The sequence below is a fragment of the Micromonospora sp. S-DT3-3-22 genome (genome assembly GCF_015354745.1).
Classification (GTDB): domain Bacteria; phylum Actinomycetota; class Actinomycetes; order Mycobacteriales; family Micromonosporaceae; genus Micromonospora; species Micromonospora wenchangensis.
Window position 1 is genome coordinate 23,796 of the sequence record NZ_JACGMO010000060.1, and the last position, 17,329, is coordinate 41,124.

General features: G+C 73.3%; 20 protein-coding genes. 9 read left to right on the plus strand and 11 right to left on the minus strand.

Features of this window, described 5'->3' with window-relative positions; all coding sequences use genetic code 11:
* Positions 1-9: 9 nt before the first annotated feature.
* The 4 genes from H1A17_RS18435 to H1A17_RS18450 form a co-directional block, all read right to left on the minus strand.
* Complete coding sequence (locus tag H1A17_RS18435) at positions 10-708, minus strand: peptidoglycan recognition family protein (protein ID WP_194822453.1); 699 nt, start codon at positions 706-708, stop codon at positions 10-12.
* Positions 709-743: 35 nt separating this feature from the next.
* Positions 744-1,478: a lysozyme gene (locus tag H1A17_RS18440; RefSeq protein ID WP_145919725.1), complete on the minus strand. Its 735-nt coding sequence runs from the start codon at positions 1,476-1,478 to the stop codon at positions 744-746.
* 132 nt (positions 1,479-1,610) lie between these two features.
* Positions 1,611-2,930: an FAD-dependent oxidoreductase gene (locus H1A17_RS18445; RefSeq protein WP_145919726.1), complete on the minus strand. Its 1,320-nt coding sequence runs from the start codon at positions 2,928-2,930 to the stop codon at positions 1,611-1,613.
* Positions 2,931-3,029: 99 nt separating this feature from the next.
* A complete protein-coding gene (locus H1A17_RS18450; RefSeq protein ID WP_228543780.1) occupies positions 3,030-3,422 on the minus strand; it encodes a MarR family winged helix-turn-helix transcriptional regulator in 393 nt (130 codons plus the stop codon).
* A gap of 165 nt (positions 3,423-3,587) precedes the next feature.
* Between H1A17_RS18450 and H1A17_RS18455 the strand changes: the two genes are divergently transcribed.
* A complete protein-coding gene (locus tag H1A17_RS18455) occupies positions 3,588-5,390 on the plus strand; it encodes an ABC transporter ATP-binding protein (protein WP_194822455.1) in 1,803 nt (600 codons plus the stop codon).
* A gap of 78 nt (positions 5,391-5,468) precedes the next feature.
* Complete coding sequence (locus H1A17_RS18460) at positions 5,469-6,170, plus strand: glyoxalase/bleomycin resistance/extradiol dioxygenase family protein (RefSeq protein ID WP_194822456.1); 702 nt, start codon at positions 5,469-5,471, stop codon at positions 6,168-6,170.
* 42 nt (positions 6,171-6,212) lie between these two features.
* On the opposite strand, the gene H1A17_RS18465 is transcribed toward H1A17_RS18460, so the two are convergent.
* Both H1A17_RS18465 and H1A17_RS18470 read right to left on the minus strand, forming a co-directional pair.
* Positions 6,213-6,536: a hypothetical protein gene (locus H1A17_RS18465; protein WP_375372822.1), complete on the minus strand. Its 324-nt coding sequence runs from the start codon at positions 6,534-6,536 to the stop codon at positions 6,213-6,215.
* Entirely contained in the window at positions 6,533-6,811 is a 279-nt protein-coding gene (locus H1A17_RS18470; RefSeq protein WP_309236797.1) for a DivIVA domain-containing protein, read from the minus strand. Before H1A17_RS18470 ends, H1A17_RS18465 begins: the two co-directional genes overlap by 4 nt.
* Before the next feature lie 315 nt (positions 6,812-7,126).
* Here H1A17_RS18470 and H1A17_RS18475 point away from each other — a divergent pair, with 315 nt between their 5' ends.
* The 6 genes from H1A17_RS18475 to H1A17_RS18500 all read left to right on the plus strand — a co-directional run bounded on the left by H1A17_RS18475 (position 7,127) and on the right by H1A17_RS18500 (position 12,121).
* A complete protein-coding gene (locus tag H1A17_RS18475; RefSeq protein WP_194822457.1) occupies positions 7,127-7,366 on the plus strand; it encodes a winged helix-turn-helix domain-containing protein in 240 nt (79 codons plus the stop codon).
* A 126-nt stretch (positions 7,367-7,492) separates the two neighbouring features.
* Positions 7,493-8,347 (plus strand): hypothetical protein, encoded by an 855-nt coding sequence (locus H1A17_RS18480; protein ID WP_194822458.1) that lies wholly within the window; start codon positions 7,493-7,495, stop codon positions 8,345-8,347.
* A 132-nt stretch (positions 8,348-8,479) separates the two neighbouring features.
* Positions 8,480-9,412 carry an HNH endonuclease gene (locus H1A17_RS18485; protein WP_194822459.1) on the plus strand — a complete coding sequence of 311 codons (933 nt, stop codon included), beginning with the start codon at positions 8,480-8,482 and terminating at the stop codon, positions 9,410-9,412.
* Between the two features lie 279 nt (positions 9,413-9,691).
* Complete coding sequence (locus H1A17_RS18490) at positions 9,692-10,936, plus strand: cellulose-binding domain-containing protein (RefSeq protein WP_309236798.1); 1,245 nt, start codon at positions 9,692-9,694, stop codon at positions 10,934-10,936.
* 281 nt (positions 10,937-11,217) lie between these two features.
* Complete coding sequence (locus H1A17_RS18495; RefSeq protein WP_145922793.1) at positions 11,218-11,619, plus strand: ribonuclease domain-containing protein; 402 nt, start codon at positions 11,218-11,220, stop codon at positions 11,617-11,619.
* 61 nt (positions 11,620-11,680) lie between these two features.
* On the plus strand, positions 11,681-12,121 hold the full coding sequence (locus tag H1A17_RS18500; protein WP_194822460.1) for a barstar family protein: 441 nt from the start codon (positions 11,681-11,683) through the stop codon (positions 12,119-12,121).
* Between the two features lie 35 nt (positions 12,122-12,156).
* Here the strand turns inward: H1A17_RS18500 and H1A17_RS18505 are convergent, their stop codons facing one another.
* The 3 genes from H1A17_RS18505 to H1A17_RS18515 form a co-directional block, all read right to left on the minus strand.
* Positions 12,157-12,873 (minus strand): HD domain-containing protein, encoded by a 717-nt coding sequence (locus tag H1A17_RS18505; protein ID WP_145919735.1) that lies wholly within the window; start codon positions 12,871-12,873, stop codon positions 12,157-12,159.
* Positions 12,874-12,880: 7 nt separating this feature from the next.
* Complete coding sequence (locus H1A17_RS18510; protein WP_240762894.1) at positions 12,881-13,429, minus strand: ATP-binding protein; 549 nt, start codon at positions 13,427-13,429, stop codon at positions 12,881-12,883.
* Between the two features lie 143 nt (positions 13,430-13,572).
* Positions 13,573-13,863 (minus strand): helix-turn-helix domain-containing protein, encoded by a 291-nt coding sequence (locus tag H1A17_RS18515; RefSeq protein ID WP_145919737.1) that lies wholly within the window; start codon positions 13,861-13,863, stop codon positions 13,573-13,575.
* Positions 13,864-13,929: 66 nt separating this feature from the next.
* Here H1A17_RS18515 and map point away from each other — a divergent pair, with 66 nt between their 5' ends.
* Complete coding sequence (gene map / locus H1A17_RS18520; RefSeq protein ID WP_145919738.1) at positions 13,930-14,700, plus strand: type I methionyl aminopeptidase; 771 nt, start codon at positions 13,930-13,932, stop codon at positions 14,698-14,700.
* Between the two features lie 54 nt (positions 14,701-14,754).
* Here map and H1A17_RS18525 read toward each other — a convergent pair whose 3' ends face one another.
* Positions 14,755-16,101 (minus strand): polysaccharide lyase family 1 protein, encoded by a 1,347-nt coding sequence (locus tag H1A17_RS18525; RefSeq protein WP_194822461.1) that lies wholly within the window; start codon positions 16,099-16,101, stop codon positions 14,755-14,757.
* A gap of 30 nt (positions 16,102-16,131) precedes the next feature.
* Positions 16,132-17,301 carry a Gfo/Idh/MocA family protein gene (locus H1A17_RS18530; RefSeq protein ID WP_145922794.1) on the minus strand — a complete coding sequence of 390 codons (1,170 nt, stop codon included), beginning with the start codon at positions 17,299-17,301 and terminating at the stop codon, positions 16,132-16,134.
* Between the last annotated feature and the right edge of the window lie 28 nt (positions 17,302-17,329).

Consider the following 17,329-nt stretch of genomic DNA (forward strand, 5'->3'; position numbering starts at 1 on the left):
TATAAGCAATCAACCAAGTCGAGCGGCGACGGCGGAGCGTAGTTCGGGCAGCCGGTCGTGCAGCAGGCCGGGGCACTGGGTGCTGGCGAAGTCCTTGTGGCCGTAGATCTGGCTGGCCGGGATGCCGTACTGCTGGCAGGTGAACGCGCAGAACACCACCAGGCTGTCCCAGAGTGCCTGCGGCGGCTGCACGTCGACGTAGATCCCGTCGTTCTCGATCCCGATGGCCTGGCTGTTCTGCCCCACGCAGTGCGCGCCCTGCACCATCGTCTGGCCGTGCAGCAGCGCGTACAGGCTGCCGTGCCGGCCCTCGGTGAGCTGGCCGCCCCGGCTGTTGGTGAAGTGCTGCCCGGAGTCCAGCCAGCCGTTGCCGTCCATGTGCAGGTTCTGGATCTCCCGCGAGTTGGCGTACGCGTGGGCCAGGCTGTAGTCCGTCGAGTTCGGGAACGCCGTGTGGTGCACGATGATCTTGTTGGGTCGGTTCTCGACCACGCTCACCGGCGACGACGGCGGCCGGGCCCCCCAGGTGGCACAGTTGGCGATCACCGGCTGGTCGACCCGGCCGAGGGCGGTGGTCGGGGTGCTGCCGGTGGTCGGTGGGGCGGCGCCGGCGGCGGGTCCGCCGAACGGGGTCGGCGCGAGCGCCCCGGCGGTGCCGAGCAGGACCGCGCCGCGCAGCACGCTGCGCCGGGACACGGGTACGGACATGGCGGGCTCCTCGGGTGCTCCGGGGGTGGGCGGGGTCAGCACGGGCCGTTGCAGGCCAGCACCCGGAGCCGGTCGAGGGTGCCGTTCCAGACGTTCTGGTCGCCCGGGAAGGTGCCCGACGAGGCCCACTGCCAGAAGGAGTACGTGGCCCAGCCGGCCGGCAGCGTGCCCACCGTGCCGGCGTAGCGGGCGAGCCAGAGCGGGTTGGTGGCGGCGAAGCCGCTGTAGTTGCCGGTGCAGGTGGTCCACCAGTCGGTGGTGGTGTAGATCGTCGCCCAGCGCCCGGTGCGGGCGTAGTACTGGTTGACGAAGGAGGCGATCCAGGTGCGCATCGCGCTCTGGCTCAGCCCGTAGCAGGTCGCGCCGTAGGGGTTGTACTCGATGTCGAGCGCGCCGGGCAGCGTCCGGCCGTCCTTCGACCAGCCGCCGCCGTGGTCGACGAAGTAGTTGGCCTGGGTGGCGCCGGTCGTGGTGTCCGGCCGGGCGAAGTGGTACGAACCCCGGATCATCCCGACGGAGTACGACCCGTTGTACTGCTGGGCGAAGTACGGGTTCGTGTAGTAGGTGCCCTCGGTGGCCTTCACGTAGGCGAACCGGGCACCGTTGTTCCAGGCGGCGGACCAGTTGACGTTGCCCTGGTAGCTGGAGACGTCCATGCCGGGCAGGCCGGCCGGGGCGGCGGCGGCCGGGGTGACGACGCCGAGGGTGGCGGCGGCGACCATGGTGGCGGTCGCCAGCAGCGTGCCCGTGACCGCACGGAGACGGTTCATCTTTCCTCCCTGGGAGATGCCGCGTGGTTACGGCGGGAGCGACGAAAGGAACTGTCAGGTATTAGGTCACGGCCGGAGATAGTTTTCAATAGATAGAATCAAGATTATCTATCAATGGGTGGGCGGGTGCCGTCAGGCGGCGGGATCGGCGAGGACCTCGGCCGCCGCCCGCTCGCCGGCCAGCACCGCGCCCTCCAGGTAACCGGCCCACCGGGTCGCCGTCTCGGTGCCCGCCCAGTGCACCCGCCCCACCGGTCGGCGCAGCTCGGGACCGTGGTCCCGCCACGAACCGGGGGTCAGCGCCCCGCAGAAGCAGCCCCGGGTCCACTCGTCGGCCGACCAGTCGTGTTCGACGAGGTCGTCGGGCCTGGCGGCGGCCGGACCGACCAGCTCCACCAGCGCGGCCAGCACCTCGGCCCGTCGCCGCCCCGGCGACAGCCGGCGCAGCTCCCGGGCCTGCCGGCCGTAGCTGAACGCGGTCAGCACCCCGCGCGGCGAACCCGGCGTCGAGTTGTCCACCGTCTCGGTCAGCGGCCCGTCGGCCGACGTGGTCACCCCGGAACACCCGTCGGCCCGCCAGAACGGCGTCGGGTAGACCGCGTGCAGCTTCAACGCCGAGCCCATCGGCATCCGCTGGGTCAACGCGTCGCGCAGGGCCGGCAGCGCCGGTGCGTACGCGATCCGGCCCGCCAGCGCCGGGGCCACCGCCACCACCGCGGCCTCCGCCCGGTACGCCCCCTCGTCGGTGTACGCCACCACCCCGTGACCGTCCTGGTGGACCGCCCGTACCGGCGCTGCGGACCGTACCGTCCCCGGAGGCAGCGCCGCCGCCATCCGCTCCGCCAGCAGGGCCGGCCCACCCACCAGCCGATCCTGCTGGGCGCCCCCGGCCATCCCCAGCAGCAATCCGCTCCCGCCGCCGCTGCGCAGGTAGAACAGCACCTGCAACAGCGACACCTCGTCCGGGTCGACCGCCAGCAACCCGCCGGCGATCAGCCGACCCACGTACCGGGCGGTCACCGGATCGGGCGCGGCGGTGCTCAACCAGCCGCCGAGGGTGAGCCGGTCCCACTCGTCCGCCCGCGCCGCCCGCCACGGTGCCGCCGGGTCCACCCCGGCGGCGAGGTCGTCCAGCAGATCCACCGTCTGCCGGACCGACTCCGGCGGTGTCTCCCGCAGCCGCCCGTTCCAGCGCACCACCGGCCGGCCCTGCGCGGCCGACGGGAACGTGGTCAGCCCGTGCTCGGCCACCAGGGCGGCCATCCGGTCCTGGGTGGGGCCGATCCACTGCGCGCCCAGGTCCAGCGCGGTGCCGTCGGCCAACCGCCGGGTCGCCACCCGCCCCCCGACCCGTTCCCGGGCCTCCAGCACCACCACCCGCGCCCCGCCCCGGCACAACGCCGCGGCCGCGGCGAGCCCGGAGAACCCCGCACCGACCACCACCACCCGCACCGACCGCGCATACCCCGCCCCCGACCCCCTACGCCCAGCGCGGTCCCATGATCGAATCGCCGACCGCGCGGGGCCGGTGGGCTGCGCGGATGGTGGGAGTCAGTCGCGCAGGGTGCGCAGGATGCGGGTGAGGTCGGCGTGGTCGGCGGGGGAGAGGTGACCGAAGAAGCGTTCCGCCTCGGCCGCGCGGGCCGTCCGGATGGCCGCGCCGACCCGCGTACCCTCGTCGGTCGGCGCGACCAGGGTCGCCCGCCGGTCGGCCGGGTCGGGGTGGCGCGCGACGAGCCCGCGTTCCTGGAGGCCGTCGACGACCTCGGTGGTGGAGCGGGGCGCGATGTGCAGGTGCTCGGCGAGCGCGCTGAGCCGCATCGCGCCGTGCCGGGTGAGCACCGCGAGGGCGCGGGCGTGCCCGGGGTTGACGTCCCAGGGTTCGAGGGTACGTCGGGACTGGCGTCGCAGTTGCCGGGCCACCGCCCAGAACAGTTCGGCCAGGCTCTCCTCGGCCGGGTCGGTCGGCGGCCCGGCGCAGCGTGCGGACGGATCGGCTGGCGGGTCGGATGGCGCACCGGTCACCGGAATACGGTAGCAGGATTCGCTGTTGCTCCCTCATGATGAGGTAACCTCAGCAAATATCCCCCGAACGGAAGAAGGACCCCCTTGGACACCACGCCAACCCACCGGGAGGGCCGCGGCGGCGCCCCCCGGACCGTCAGTGCCGCCGAGAAGTCCCAGGCCCGTGCCGTCTCGCTGCGCCGCATCGGCCGGCTGTTCACCGCGTACCGTGGGCAGTTGGCCGTGGTCACCGCGATCATCGTGGTGTCGTCGATCGTCGCGATGGCCTCGCCGTTCCTGCTGCGGGCGGTGATCGACCGGGCGTTGCCGGAACGCGACCTGACCCTGCTGGTCTGGCTGGTCGTCGGCATGATCGCCGTCGCTGCGGTGACCGCCGTGCTCGGCGTGGCGCAGACCTGGATCTCCACCCGGGTCGGGCAGCTGGTGATGCACCGGCTGCGCACCGACGTCTTCGCCCACCTGCACCGGCAGTCGATCGGCTTCTTCACCCGCACCCGCACCGGCGAGGTGCAGTCGCGGATCACCAACGACATCGGCGGCATGCAGACCGTCGTCACCTCCACCGCCACCTCGATCGCGTCCAACCTGACCACCGTGGTGGCCACGCTGGTCGCCATGGTGGCGCTGTCCTGGCGGCTCACCCTCGTCTCGCTGGTGGTGCTGCCGCCGGCCATCTGGCTCACCCGCCGGGTCGCCGCGATGCGCCGCGAGATCACCGCCCAGCGCCAGCGGGAACTGGCCGACCTCAACGTCACCATCGAGGAGGGGCTGTCGATCAGCGGCGTACAGCTCAGCAAGACCCTCGGTGCGGGCGGCGCGCTGATCGACCGGTTCACCACCTCGTCGGCCCGCCTGGTCGACCTGGAGCTACGCTCGGAGCTGGCCGGCCGGTGGCGGATGGCCACCATGACGATCATCTTCGCCGCCATCCCGGCGGTGATCTACCTCGGCGCGGGCCTGCCCGGCACCGCCGGCACGCTCAGCATCGGCACCCTGGTCGCCTTCACCGCCCTCCAGGGCGGCCTGTTCCGGCCGCTGATGGGGCTGCTCAACGTGGGCGTCACCCTGACCGCCTCGCTGGCGCTGTTCGCCCGGATCTTCGAGTACCTCGACCTGCCGGTGGAGGTGGACGACCCGGCCCGGCCGGTGACCATCGACCCGGCCCGGGTGCGCGGGCACCTGCGCGTCGAGGACGTCACCTTCAGCTACCCGGGCAGCGACACCGCCGCGGTCGCCGGCATCACCCTGGACGTCCCGGCCGGCAGCAGCCTCGCCCTGGTCGGCGAGACCGGCTCCGGCAAGAGCACCCTCGTCGCCCTGGTCAGCCGGCTGCACGACCCCGACGCCGGTCGGATCACCATCGACGGCGTCGACCTGCGCGACCTGCGACTGACCGACCTGGCCGCCGTCGTGGGCGTGGTCAGCCAGGAGACCTACCTGCTGCACACCACCATCCGGGAGAACCTGCGGTACGCGCGCCCCGACGCCACCGACGCCCAGCTTGAGGACGCCGCCCGCGCCGCGCAGATCCACGATCTCATCGCCGCCCTCCCCGACGGGTACGACACGGTCGTCGGCTCCCGGGGCCACCGCTTCTCCGGCGGCGAGAAGCAGCGCCTGGCGATCGCCCGTACGCTGCTGCGCGACCCCCGGGTGCTGGTGCTCGACGAGGCGACCAGCGCGCTGGACACCGAGACCGAGCGCGCCGTGCAACGGGCCTTCGACACCCTCGCCGAGGGGCGGACGGTGATCACCATCGCGCACCGGCTCTCCACGGTGCGCCACGCCGACCAGATCGCGGTCCTCGACCACGGCCGGATCGTCGAGTCCGGCACCCACGAGACGCTGCTGGCCCGCGCCGGCCGGTACGCCACCCTGGCCGGCTGACCGGGGCCGACCGGACGGGCGGAGAACCCCCGATCTGCACAACGTGAATCCCCGATCATCGGTGGCTAGAGTGACGCCGTGCAAAATGGTGTACGGGCGCAGGTGCCGGTGCTGTACGTGGCGGACGCCGACGCGGCCCGACGGTTCTACGAGATCTTCGGCTACACCGAGATCCGGGCCGGCGGCGACGGTGGATCGCGCTGGTCGTACCTGCGGTGCGGGGAGTTGACGCTGCTGCTGGCGGCGGTCACCCCCCGCCTGGTCACCGTCGAGTTGCCCCTGCTCGTCTACCTGTGCGTCGACGACCTGACGGCGACCGCCGAGCGGCTCGCCGCCGCCGGGCACCCCGTGCAGAAGGCCGGCTACCCGGAACACGCGCCGGGTGGTGAGTGCCGGGTCACCGACCCCGACGGCAACGTGGTCGCCTTCGGGCAGCGGCAGGCCGTACCGCAGCAGGAGCGCGACCCGCAGGCGGGCGGCGAGGCGCGGTTCTCGCTGATCCGGGAGGCCGCCGAGGCGGTCGGCCGCCGGGGTGGCGCACCCGCCCGCTGCCAGATCGGCGGCCGGCGCGGCGAGCCCTGCACCGAGCCGGCCGAGGTCAAGCTCGCCGACTCGTGGGGCGACACGGCGTGGGGCTGCATGGCGCACGCCGACGAGACGCTGTTGACCGCACGCGGCGCTTTCCTGGCCACCGAGGACGGAACGGGCCTCGGCCCGTTCCTGCGCGCCCGCCAGGGTCAGCCGGAACGGCATCCTGCCGAAGACGCGGCCGACGCCTGACCGCCGGATGCCGCCCGGGGAGCGCCCGCCGGAGACCCGCCCTCACCGACGGGCCCCGTCGGGCCCGGCCGCCTGGCGGTCGGCGCGCCTGTCGACGCCCGGTGGGCCGGCGGTGCGTCGACCGGCGCGGGGCGATGGCGTCGTGGCGGCGGGCCGCAGGCCGGCGAGCCGGACGAAGACCTCCCGCCTGGCGGTCGCCTCGCCGCGCCGGTCGAGCACGTAGCCGGTCAGCCACACCCACCCGTCGTAGGTCGGCCGGTCGGACACCGACACCACCCGCAGCCGCAGGGCACGCTCCCCGGCGAACTGCACCGAGGCGGCCCGGTCGACGATCAGCAGGTCGCCGGGCCGGGGGCGCTCGTTCACCAGTGCCCGCCGTTCGTGGGCGGGCAGTTCCTCGCGTGCCGGGTCTGCCAGTCGCGCAGGGCCCGCGTGAGCCGGTCGTTCTCCCGGGCGAGAGCGCGGATCTCCTGGTGCAGCGCCGCGAGCTGGTCGGCCAGCCGGGACTGGAACCGGCGTACCTCGACGGGGTCGACGCCGCGTCGACGCGGCGCGAACTCGTGGGTGCGTACCTCGTGCGGGGTCAGTAGCGCCGGGCGGCCGGTCCCGTAGGGCTGGCCACCCCGGTACACCTGGGTCACGGGGGTCCTTTCCGGTGCTGGGGGAGGGCGGAATGGTCCTTTCGGTGGTGCTGGAGGGCGGGTCGTCCGCCGCCGGCTGCGGACGACCCGCCGGCCCGGCCGTCGCAGCCCACCTCGGCGGTACGACAGCAGAGCAGCCGGACGGGGTCGGGACGGGCACACACACCCGCCCCGACCAGGGGAAGCCCTCTTCCTTGTTGCCACGCAAGGGGAGAGGTAGCACTCAACTTAGCTGTCCCAGTCATCTGAGTCAAACATAGAGTTGTTGGAGGGTGTCCTTGCGTGATCGAATTGGCGTGCCACGCAGGGGGAGTCATGCCGATCACCGCCGACTACATCCGCATCGCCGATGAGATCGTCGCCAACGTCAGGGCGAAGAAGCTGACGCCGGGGGACAAGCTGCCCTCGATCACGGAGCTTGCCGCGCTGCACAAGGTCAGCCCGTCGACGGTGAAGCAGGTCTACGTCCGGCTGGAAGCGCTGCGAGTGATCTGGCGGCACCAGGGCAAGGGCGTCTTCGTCAACGACCCGAAGCTCTGGATGCGCGAGCCCTGAGCCCTCTCCCCGCGCACGTCGGGCGCAGGGTGGGCATCCGGGGATCGTGGGACGCGGGGGCGGTTCATGTCCGAAATTGCCGAAAACTGGTGGGAGCCGTCCGGTTCCCGGGTGCGTCCAAGCGGTATGACGAGTTTTCGAGGCATGTGGGTGGCGGTCGTTCCGCTGCTCCTGCTCACGGCTGCCTGCGCGGGGCAGGGTGAGTCGACCGGTGCACCCGAGGATGCCGCGCCTAATTTTCCCGCTGACGTGCCGGTGCTCCGGATCGACTACACGGGTGGCTTCGTGCGGCCCGAGACGAACGTGACCCGGCTGCCGGCCGTCAGCGTGTACGGCGACGGTCGGGTGATCACCCAGGGGCCGACCGTCCTGAGCTATCCCGGGCCGGCGTTGCCCAACGTGCAGGTCCGCACGGTCAGCGCGGCCGAGGTGGCCAAGCTGGTCGAGCAGGCCCGTGCCGCCGGGGTGGGCAGTTCCGTCGACGTGGGCACGCCGAAGATCACCGACGTGGCCACCACCCGGTTCACCATCCGGGGGCCGGTGGGCACCGAGCAGCTGGAGGTCTACGCGCTGGGGGAGGCGACCGGCCCCGAGGCCGGCCTGACCGCCGCCCAGCAGGCCGCCCGCGAGAAGCTGCGGGCGTTCGCCGACAAGGTGACCGACCCGGCGGGCGCGGCGACGCAGCCGTACCAGCCGACCGCCATCGCGGCGGTGGCCCGGCCCTGGGTCGCCACCCCCGAGACGGCGAAGCAGCCCAGGATGGAGTGGCCCGGCCCGGCGCTGCCCGGTGCCAGCCTCGGCGAGGGCCTCGACCTGGGCTGTGTGACGGTCACCGGCACCGCCGTGCAGCAGGTGATCGCCACCGCCGGCAAGGCCAACGAGGCGACCCCGTGGACCTCCGGCGGGAAGCGCTGGGCGGTCACCCTCCGCCCGCTGCTGCCCGACGAGACCGACTGCGCCAGCCTCTCCACCACCCGCTGACCCGTACCCGGCCGGTCGGCCCGACTGCCCACCGACCGGCCGGGCGGCTCGTCGGGGCCGGTGCGCTGCCGATAGTGGAGGTGGCCGTTCGGTCGGTGGTGGCGAGATCATCTCCGGTGAATCCTGTTCGATGTGAAGGCGTTCGTCGGAGTCACAGACGAGAAGTGGTATCGGTTCCTGGCCGCGCGTCCGGGCCTGACCGAGGTCAACTTCTGGCGGCCGTCGGGTGGAGGATTCCGGGCACTGACCGTAGGTGAGCCGTTCTTCTTCAAGGCTCACCACCCGCTCAACCGGGTGGTCGGTGGGGGCTTCTTCAGCGGATTCACGCAGTTGAGGATCTCGGAGGCGTGGGAACTGTTCGGCGAGGCCAACGGTGTTGCCAGTCTCGACGACATGCGCCGCAGCGTCGGACGCTACCGACGACAGCCGATCGGCCCCGACGAAGACCCGGTCATCGGCGGCATCTTCGTCCGGGACGCGGTCTTCTTCCCCGACGATTCGACCGTCGACCCGCCACCCGGCTTCGCCTCCAACGTGGTGCAGGGCAAGACGTATGACCTGGCCGACGCCTCGGTCAGTGGATACTTCGACGTGTTGGTCCATCGGCTCATCGGCACCACGGTCGACATCGATCTGGCGGCACCGTGGCACCGGCCCGGGCCGGTGTACGGCGATCCCCGGCTGGTGCCGCAGCGTCTGGGCCAACAGTCGTTCAAGGCTGTGGTGCTTGGTGCCTACGACCGACGCTGTGCCATCACGGGTAACCGGGTTCGACCGGTCCTCCAGGCGGCGCACATCCGGCCTTTGCCGGTGGGTGGAGAACACCGCATCGACAACGGACTGCTGCTGAAGTCGGACGTCCACATCCTGTTCGACAAGGGCTACCTCGGCGTGGATCCGAAGTACCGATTGCTGGTCAGCCCTCGGCTGCGCAGCGAGTTCGGCAACGGGGACCAGTTCTATGCCAAGGCGGGCACGCAGATCGGTGTGCCCGGACGGCGCGGTGACCGACCCCGCGCCGAGTTCCTGGAGTGGCACCTCGACACCGTCTTCAAGGCGGCCTGACTTCTGGACACCCCATCGCGTCGGGTGCGTTTCACCGAGGAGCACGTCATGGCAGGCGAGGCGGACTGATCCCGGCTGAGCCCCACCGCTGAGTCGACGACGCACTTGTTTCCATAGGCAACCATCACTACATTGGGTCCGGGTGCCGCTCTGTTGCCGGGCGGCTGTTTGGCCTGAGCCGGGCTGTTGTCCACGTGCCGACACGGCGCGTCGACGCGCGAGCGACGTCACTGCTCCCGCGCCGTCGGTCCACACCGACGGCCAGCCGGAAGGACCCCTGTGAGGATCTCCCGTACCCGTATCACCGCCGCCGTGGCCGCCACCGTCACGGTGGCGGCGGCCGTCACCACCGTGCTCGCCGGCACCGCCTCGGCCGCCCAGGGCTGCCGGATCGACTACCAGCCCAACGAGTGGACCGGCGGCTTCACCGCCAACGTCCGGGTCTCCCCGGGCGACACCGCCCTGAGCAGTTGGACCGTCACCTGGTCCTACCCGGGCGGGCAGCGGATCACCGGCGGCTGGAACGCCACGGTCAGCCAGTCCGGTACGACGGTCACCGCCCGCAACGCCGCCTGGAACGGCAGCGTCCCGGCCGGCGGTTCCACCGAGTTCGGCGTTCAGGGCACCAGCACCTCGGGCGCCGGCGCGCCGACCGGGTTCGCGCTCAACGGCGTACCGTGCAACGGGGCTCCGCCGCCGACCACCACGCCGCCGCCCACAACCCCGCCGCCGACCACGCCCCCGACGACGCCGCCGCCCACGACCCCGCCGCCCACGACGCCGCCGCCGACCACGCCGCCCCCCACGACGCCGCCGCCGACCACCCCGCCGCCGGCCGGGTGTGCCGGTGCGGTGCTCTGCGACGGTTTCGAGAACCAGACCGGCAGCACGCCGGCCGGCGACTGGAGCGTGGTCAACCCGGACTGCTCGGGGACGGGCCGGGCGGCGGTGGACACGGCGACCGCGCACAGCGGCAGCCGCTCGCTGCGCATCGACGGCGCGCAGGGCTACTGCAACCACGTCTTCGTGCGTTCCACCAAGGATCTCAGTGCGGTGGGCACCGTCCGGTACGGCCGGATCTGGCTGCGCCACACCACCGCACTGCCGACCCAGCACGTCACCGTGATGGCCATGACCGACGCCGCCGACGGCAACAAGGACCTGCGGATGGGCGGCCAGAACGGCGCGTTGCAGTGGAACCGGGCCTCGGACGACGCGACCCTGCCTGAGCAGAGCCCATCCGGTGTGGCGCTGAGCGTGCCGCTGCCCACCGGCCGTTGGACGTGCCTGGAGTTCATGGTCGACGGCAACCAGGGGCAGTTGCGTACCTGGCTCGACGGTACCGCCGTCACCGGGCTGACCGCCGACGGGGTGCCCACCCACGACATCGACGGACAGTGGTACAACCGCACCTGGCGTCCCCGGCTGACCGACCTGAAGCTGGGTTGGGAGAGCTACGGCGAGGGCGCGGACACCCTCTGGTACGACGACGTCGCCCTGGGCGCCAGCCGGATCGGCTGCTGACCCGACCGGGACCGGGCGGCCGACGGGGCCGCCCGGTCCCGGCTGCGTCCACCGGGCATTTCAGCCGGCGGTGGCGTGCCGATCATGGTGCGTTCATCCACGGTTGCCAGGCTGACCTCTGGTCGGCGGGGTTCGCCTCCCGCCAGAATGTGGCTGATCGGGATAACCATCCTGATCGATGCATTCCTGTCGGCCCCCGCGACCCGGAGGACCCGTTGAGCACTCCCGCGAACCCCGTCACCCCCGCCACCGCCCCGACCTCGCGCCCCCGGCCCCGCCGCCTGCCGGGCATCCTCGCGCTGCTGACCGCCCTGGTCGCGACGCTGCTCGTCGGGCCGTCCGTGGTGACCCCGAGGCTGACCGACTCCGCGTCGGCGGCGGTCTACGGCTCCTGCACGATGTCCCGCTGCGCGGACGCCCGTACCGCCCGCTCCGGCTGGTCGGCCAAGGGATTCCCGACCAGCCGGGGCTGGTACGCCTGGAGCGGCGGCCTGTCGAACTTCGCCGGCGGCCAGTTCCACAACTACGAGGGGCAGCTCCCCGCCGGCGCCACCTACTACGAGTACGACGTCTACCCGCGGGTCTCCGGCGCGGCGCGGGACGCGTACCGCATCGTGGTGAACAAGAGCAGCGGGGCGACCTGGTTCTCCCCCGACCACTACGCGAACTTCTACCGGATCTGACCGAGGACCACCCGGGGCGGGCCGGTCCGCCGGCCCGCCCCGTCGAGCAGGAGGATGCACCATGACCGGACAGCGCCAGCCGGGCTGGCTACGGGTGACCGACGAGGCCCGCCCGTCGGGGCATCCGACGCCGTCGGTCACCGTGGCCGGGGCGGCGACCCGTACCCGCCCCGCGCTGTTCGACGCGCTCACCGACGCGCTCGACCTGCCCGGCCACTTCGGCCGCAACTGGGACGCGCTCGCCGACGTGCTGGCCGACCGGCTCGACGCCGGCCCGCTCACCCTCGAGGTGACCGACGCCGGACTGCTGCTGGCCGACGAGCCGCCCGGTCAGCTCGGGACGCTGCTCGACGTGGTGGGCGGGGTGGCGGCCGGCGCCCGGGAGCCGGTCTGCCTGCTGCTGCGGGACACCCCGCAGCGGCTGCCCGACCTGCGGCACCGGCTGCACGCCGTCCTCGGTGGCGGCGGGGTGGCCGTCCCGCCCGGCGGCGCGCTGCGCTGAGCGTCCGCGCCGCCAGCGGCGCGGCGGGGGCGGGGTCAGTTGGGGCGGTCGAGGATCGCGCTGAACCGTTCCTCGGCCAGGTCGAGCTGGCCGAAGATGTGCCGCTTCACCGGTGCCGACAGCGGGGTGTCCGGCCGGGCGATCAACTCCCGGTAGACCGGCACCAGCGGCCGGTACTTCGCCGCCGAGCGGGCCACCTTCGGTCCGACGGCGTAGACCACGCCCACACCGTTGTCGGTGAAGTCGGAGACCTTGATGACCCGGGCCCAGGGTTCCCGGTCCAGGCTGGCCGCGACGTGCTCGCGGTACTGCACGTGCGGGTCCCGCTCCGGGTCGTACACCGGGTTGGTGACCGCGGCGACCAGGCGGGCCACCCGGGCGCCGAACCGGTCGGCCAGCGCGGCCAGCGCCGCCGCCGTCGGGTCGGCGGCCCCCGCGCCGGCCAGCTCGCCCGGATGGTCCTCCACCGCGTCGTGCAGCAGCCCGGCGACGATCACGTCGGGGTCGCGCACCTGGTAGTGGTGCATCATCCGGATCGCCACCCGCAGCAGGTGGTTGAGGTACGGCTCGCGGGACCGCCGGTCGTCGCGGTGCAGCTCGGCGGCCAGGTCGAGGGCTTCGGTCAGCCGGTCCCGGTCGGCGGTGGCGAAGGCCGGCAACTCCAGCCGGAACCGGGCCAGCAGGCCCGGTTCGCCGTGCAGCTCGGTGATCGCGTGCATCGGCATGGTGGCGAGGTACGGCGGGAACTCCATCGCCTACTTATAGCCGATCTTCACTGTCGGTCCGACCCCGTCGTCGGGCATGTGACCGCCTCACTGCTGGCCGGGAAAGCTGCTTGACCAGGCGAACCGTTGTCCCGTCGGGGGTGCCGTCGAGCTGTGCCTCGTCCATCAACCGCGCCATGATCAGTCGTCCCCGGCCCCGGTCGCGTCCCTGCGACGGGCCCTCGCGCCAGCCGCCGGTGTCGCGGATCTCGACCTCCAGCCGCTCGGCCCGCAGCCGGGCCGACACCGTGACGCTCGCCCCGGGCGCGAACCGGTAGCCGTGCTCGATGGCGTTGGCGCACGCCTCCCCGACGGCGATCAGCACCACCTCCACGTCCGCCTCGTCGACCCCGGCCCCGGTGAGCCACGCGCGCAGCGCCTCCCGGGCGGGGGAGAGTTGGGCCGGATCGGCGGCCAGCGCGGCCCGGAACGCCGACGGCGCACCGCCCTCGGACGTGCCGCCCCGCGCCGCCGGGTCGACATACGGTGCGGTGCCGGCCGTCGGGTCGGGCCGGTCCGCGTCGACGTCGCGTCCACCGGCCACCCGGGTCCACCTCCCGCTGATCATCGTCGTCCGGGGTCGGCAGCCCGACCGTACCCGGGTCATTGTCCCTGTCCCGGCCCGCCGCCGAGCACCACCCCTGGGTGGGGTGCCCTCAGGGGCGGCGCGCCCGGGAGGCGGCGGGGCTACGAGGCCAGCCGCTCGCCGGGGTCGGGCACGGCGATCCCGCCGTCGGACTGGTTGATCTCCGACCAGACCGCGTCGAGGGAGAGGCCGAGGACGTCGGCGAGCACCGCGATGGTCGGGAACGCCGGGGTGGCCACCCGACCGGACTCGATCTTCCGCAGGGTCTCCGGGGACAGCCCGGCGGCCAGCGCGGTGCCGAGCATCGACCGTTGTCCCCGGGCGCGGCGCAGCAGGGCGCCGAGGCGTTGCCCGCGGGCGACCTCGGCGGGGGTGAGCGGCAACCTGACCATGGCTGCGATTCTAGTACCGGGATAACATGGCCGGGATACTTATTGGTGGTCGACGGAAGGCGCCGCATGATCGAGATCCTCAACCCCAGCGACGTGCGGCGCGCACGGGACACCGGCGCGCTGGTCGCCGAGATCCTCCAGACGCTCAAGAGCCGCAGCGTGGTCGGCACCAACCTGCTGGAGATCGACGCCTGGGCGCAGCGCATGATCGTCGACGCCGGGGCGACGTCCTGCTACGTCGACTACGCGCCGTCCTTCGGCCGGGGACCCTTCGGCCACTACATCTGCACCTCGGTCAACGACGCGGTGCTGCACGGGCGGCCGTACGACTACCACCTCGCCGACGGCGACCTGCTCTCCCTCGACCTCGCCGTCTCCCTCGGCGGCGTGGTCACCGACTCGGCGATCAGCTTCCTGGTGGGCGACAGCCGCCCCCCGGAGAGCGTCGCGCTGATCGACGCCACCGAGCGGGCGCTGCGCGCCGGGATCGCCGCCGCCGGACCGGGCGCACGCGTCGGCGACCTCTCGCACGCCATCGGCACGGTCCTGCACGCGGCGGGATACCCGATCAACACCGAGTTCGGCGGGCACGGCGTCGGGTCGACCATGCACCAGGACCCGCACGTGTCCAACACCGGCCGGCCCGGTCGCGGCTACCGGCTGCGTCCCGGCCTGCTGCTGGCCCTGGAACCGTGGGTCATGGCCGACACCGCCACCCTCGTCACCGACGCCGACGGCTGGACGCTGCGCAGCGCCACCGGCTGCCGCACGGCACACAGCGAACACACCATCGCCATCACCGCCGAGGGCGCGGAGGTGCTCACCCTGCCGAGGTGACCCCGCCGGGCGGTCGGGCCGCACCCGGGAAGGCGCGGCCCGACCGGAGGCGGCTCACAACGGCAGTCGACCGGCCCCGGCGAACGGCCCCACCACGAGCGGCACCAGCGGCGCGGGCACCGCCTGCGGCGCGCGCAGCGTCGGCGTCCACCCGGCGTCGCCGCCCAGGTCCGGGTCGTGGGTCGCGTTGTAGGCGGCCACCAGGTCGACCGGGCGGGGCAGCGCGCGGTCGGCGTCCACCCAGTTGCCCCGGGTGGTGACGGCGGTGCCACCCCAGCCGTACAGCAGGTCACCGGCGGCGATGCCGACGCCGAGGGTGAAGAAGTTGTTCTCCACGTACGCGGCGGACTGCACACCCACCCCGATCGCGTACACGAAGTCGTCGCCGGCCAGCCGGTACCAGTTGTTGTAGACGTCGACCTGGCCGAACCGGACCCGGGGCAGCCGCTGGAGCACCCGGTCGAACAGGTTGTGGTGCAGCGTCACCTTCAACCGGCCCACGTCCGGCCCGACCGTGTTGGACGAGCCGATCAGCATCAGCTTGTCCCTTCCGGTGAACCGGTTGTACGAGGCGGTCACCAGGCTGGCGGTGTGCGTGATGTCCAGCGACCCGTCGTGCACCTGGTAGGGCCGGCCGAAGTACACCGGCTGCCCGCTGTCCGGGTTGTCGCCGTCGGTGAAGGTGTTGTGGTCGACCCAGACGTGCTCGCTGCGGCGTACCGAGACCTGGTCGTACTGGGAGTTCCAGTTGCCGGTCGCGCCGTCGGTGGGCGACCACGCCGGGAAGCAGTCCCGGGCGTCGTCGAAGGTCAGGTTGCGGACGATGACGTTGCTGGCCCCGTCGATCATCAGGGTCAGCCCGGTGAGGACCGCCCCGCGCCGGCCGACGATGGTGGTGTTGGGGCCGACGTTGATCTGCGTCTGCCGGGTCTGGTTGGCCACCGACCGCACCCGGGCGGCCTCCAGCGCCCCGGTCGGCGGCACCATGCCCCACACCGCCGGGTCGTACGCGGCCAGGTAGGCGGGCAGGCTGTACTCCGGGTCGGCCAGGTCGGCGCAGCCGAGCAGGTGGCCGTCGTCGGCGGCGAACCCGTCGACGGTGCCGTCCACGACGATCACCTTCGGGGTGGCGTTGCTCCGGTTGGTGGCGTTGTCGCCGCCCAGCGCCCGGACCAGGTCGGCCCGGCTGCGCACCAGGTGGACCTGGTCCGGGCCGGCCGCCGCGCCGCCGGTGGTGCCGGGGCCCTCGGCCGCCCAGCCGTCGCCGGCCGGCAGGGTCTGCCGGGCGAGCCGCTCGACGGCCCGGGACGGCCCGTCGGGCGGCGCGGCGGACGCGGCGGTGCCCGGGGTCAGCAGGAGGGACAGGGCGACCAGGGCCGCCCCGGTGGTGCGTGGACGCATGGGACTCTCCGGAAGGTGGTGGTGGGTGGGTCAGTCGTCCTGCGCCGCCAGGGGGACACGCACCGGCGGCACCGCCCACGGCACCGCCAGCTCCGACAGCAACGCGCCCTGTTCGGCGGCGCGGCGCAACGCGGCGGTGATCCCGGGTACCGTCACCACCCGCTCCGGCCCGCTGCCGGTGACCGTGACCAGGTCGCCGCCGAGCAGGGTCGGTTCGGGGGCCTGCCGCACCTGTTCCAGCACGGCGGTGAACGGCGCGGTGCGGGCCAGCGGGGCGATCAGCGGGATGCCGGCCGGGTCGGCCCGGTGGGCGAGCAGGTTCTCCAGCAGCCCCCGCCGCCCCGGCACCTCCCGGGGTTGCGGGTCGCCGGGCAGCAGCAGCCGGTCGGTGGGGTACTCCAGCACCGCCCGCCCGAGGGTGCCGGTCACGATCACCTCGCCGGCGACGAAGTCCTCCCCGGCCAGCGTCACCGCCGCCACGATCGGCGGTCCGCCCGGGGTGACGATGCGCAGGGTGGCGGTGTCGTCGACCTCGATCGGCCGGACCCGGTAGCGCTCCAGTTCGATCCGCGCCGGCCGGACCGGCGCACCGGTCACCGTCCCGGCGACCGCCAGGCACTGCATCACCGCGTGCGCCAGCGGGTTGGCCAGCGCGCCGTCGAGCACCGGCCGGCCGTGCAGGCTGCGCCGGCCGGCCCACGGGGACCGCGCGTAGTAGCCGTCGGGCCGTTGCCAGCAGGCGACCGTGCCGATGCCGGTGACGGTGCCCAGCCGGCCCTGCCCGAGGGCGGTCGACAGTTCGGCCAGCGCCATCGAGCCGAGCGCCTGGAAGCCGACCTGGCAGGCCCGGCCGGTCGCGGCCAACGCCCCGGCCAGCGTCCGGTGTTCGGCGGTGGACAGCACCGGCGGCTTCTCCAGCAGCAGGTCCGCCCCGGCGGCGAGCACGTCCAGGGCGATCGGCAGGTGGGTGTGCGGCGGGGTGCAGACGATCACCACGTCCGGGCGGGCGGCGGCGAGCATCTCCCGGTGGTCGGTGTGCACGGTCGTCCCGGGCGGCACCGGCGCGGCCGGCTCGTTCTCGATCGGCCGTACGTCCACCAGCGCCACCAGCCGCAGCCGTCCCGCCGCGTGCAGCGGGGCGACGCTGCGCCGGTGCCAGCGGCCGTGCCCGTTCGCGCCGACGATCGCCACCCGGGGCACCGCCGTCGCGTCGGCCCCGGCCGGGGCG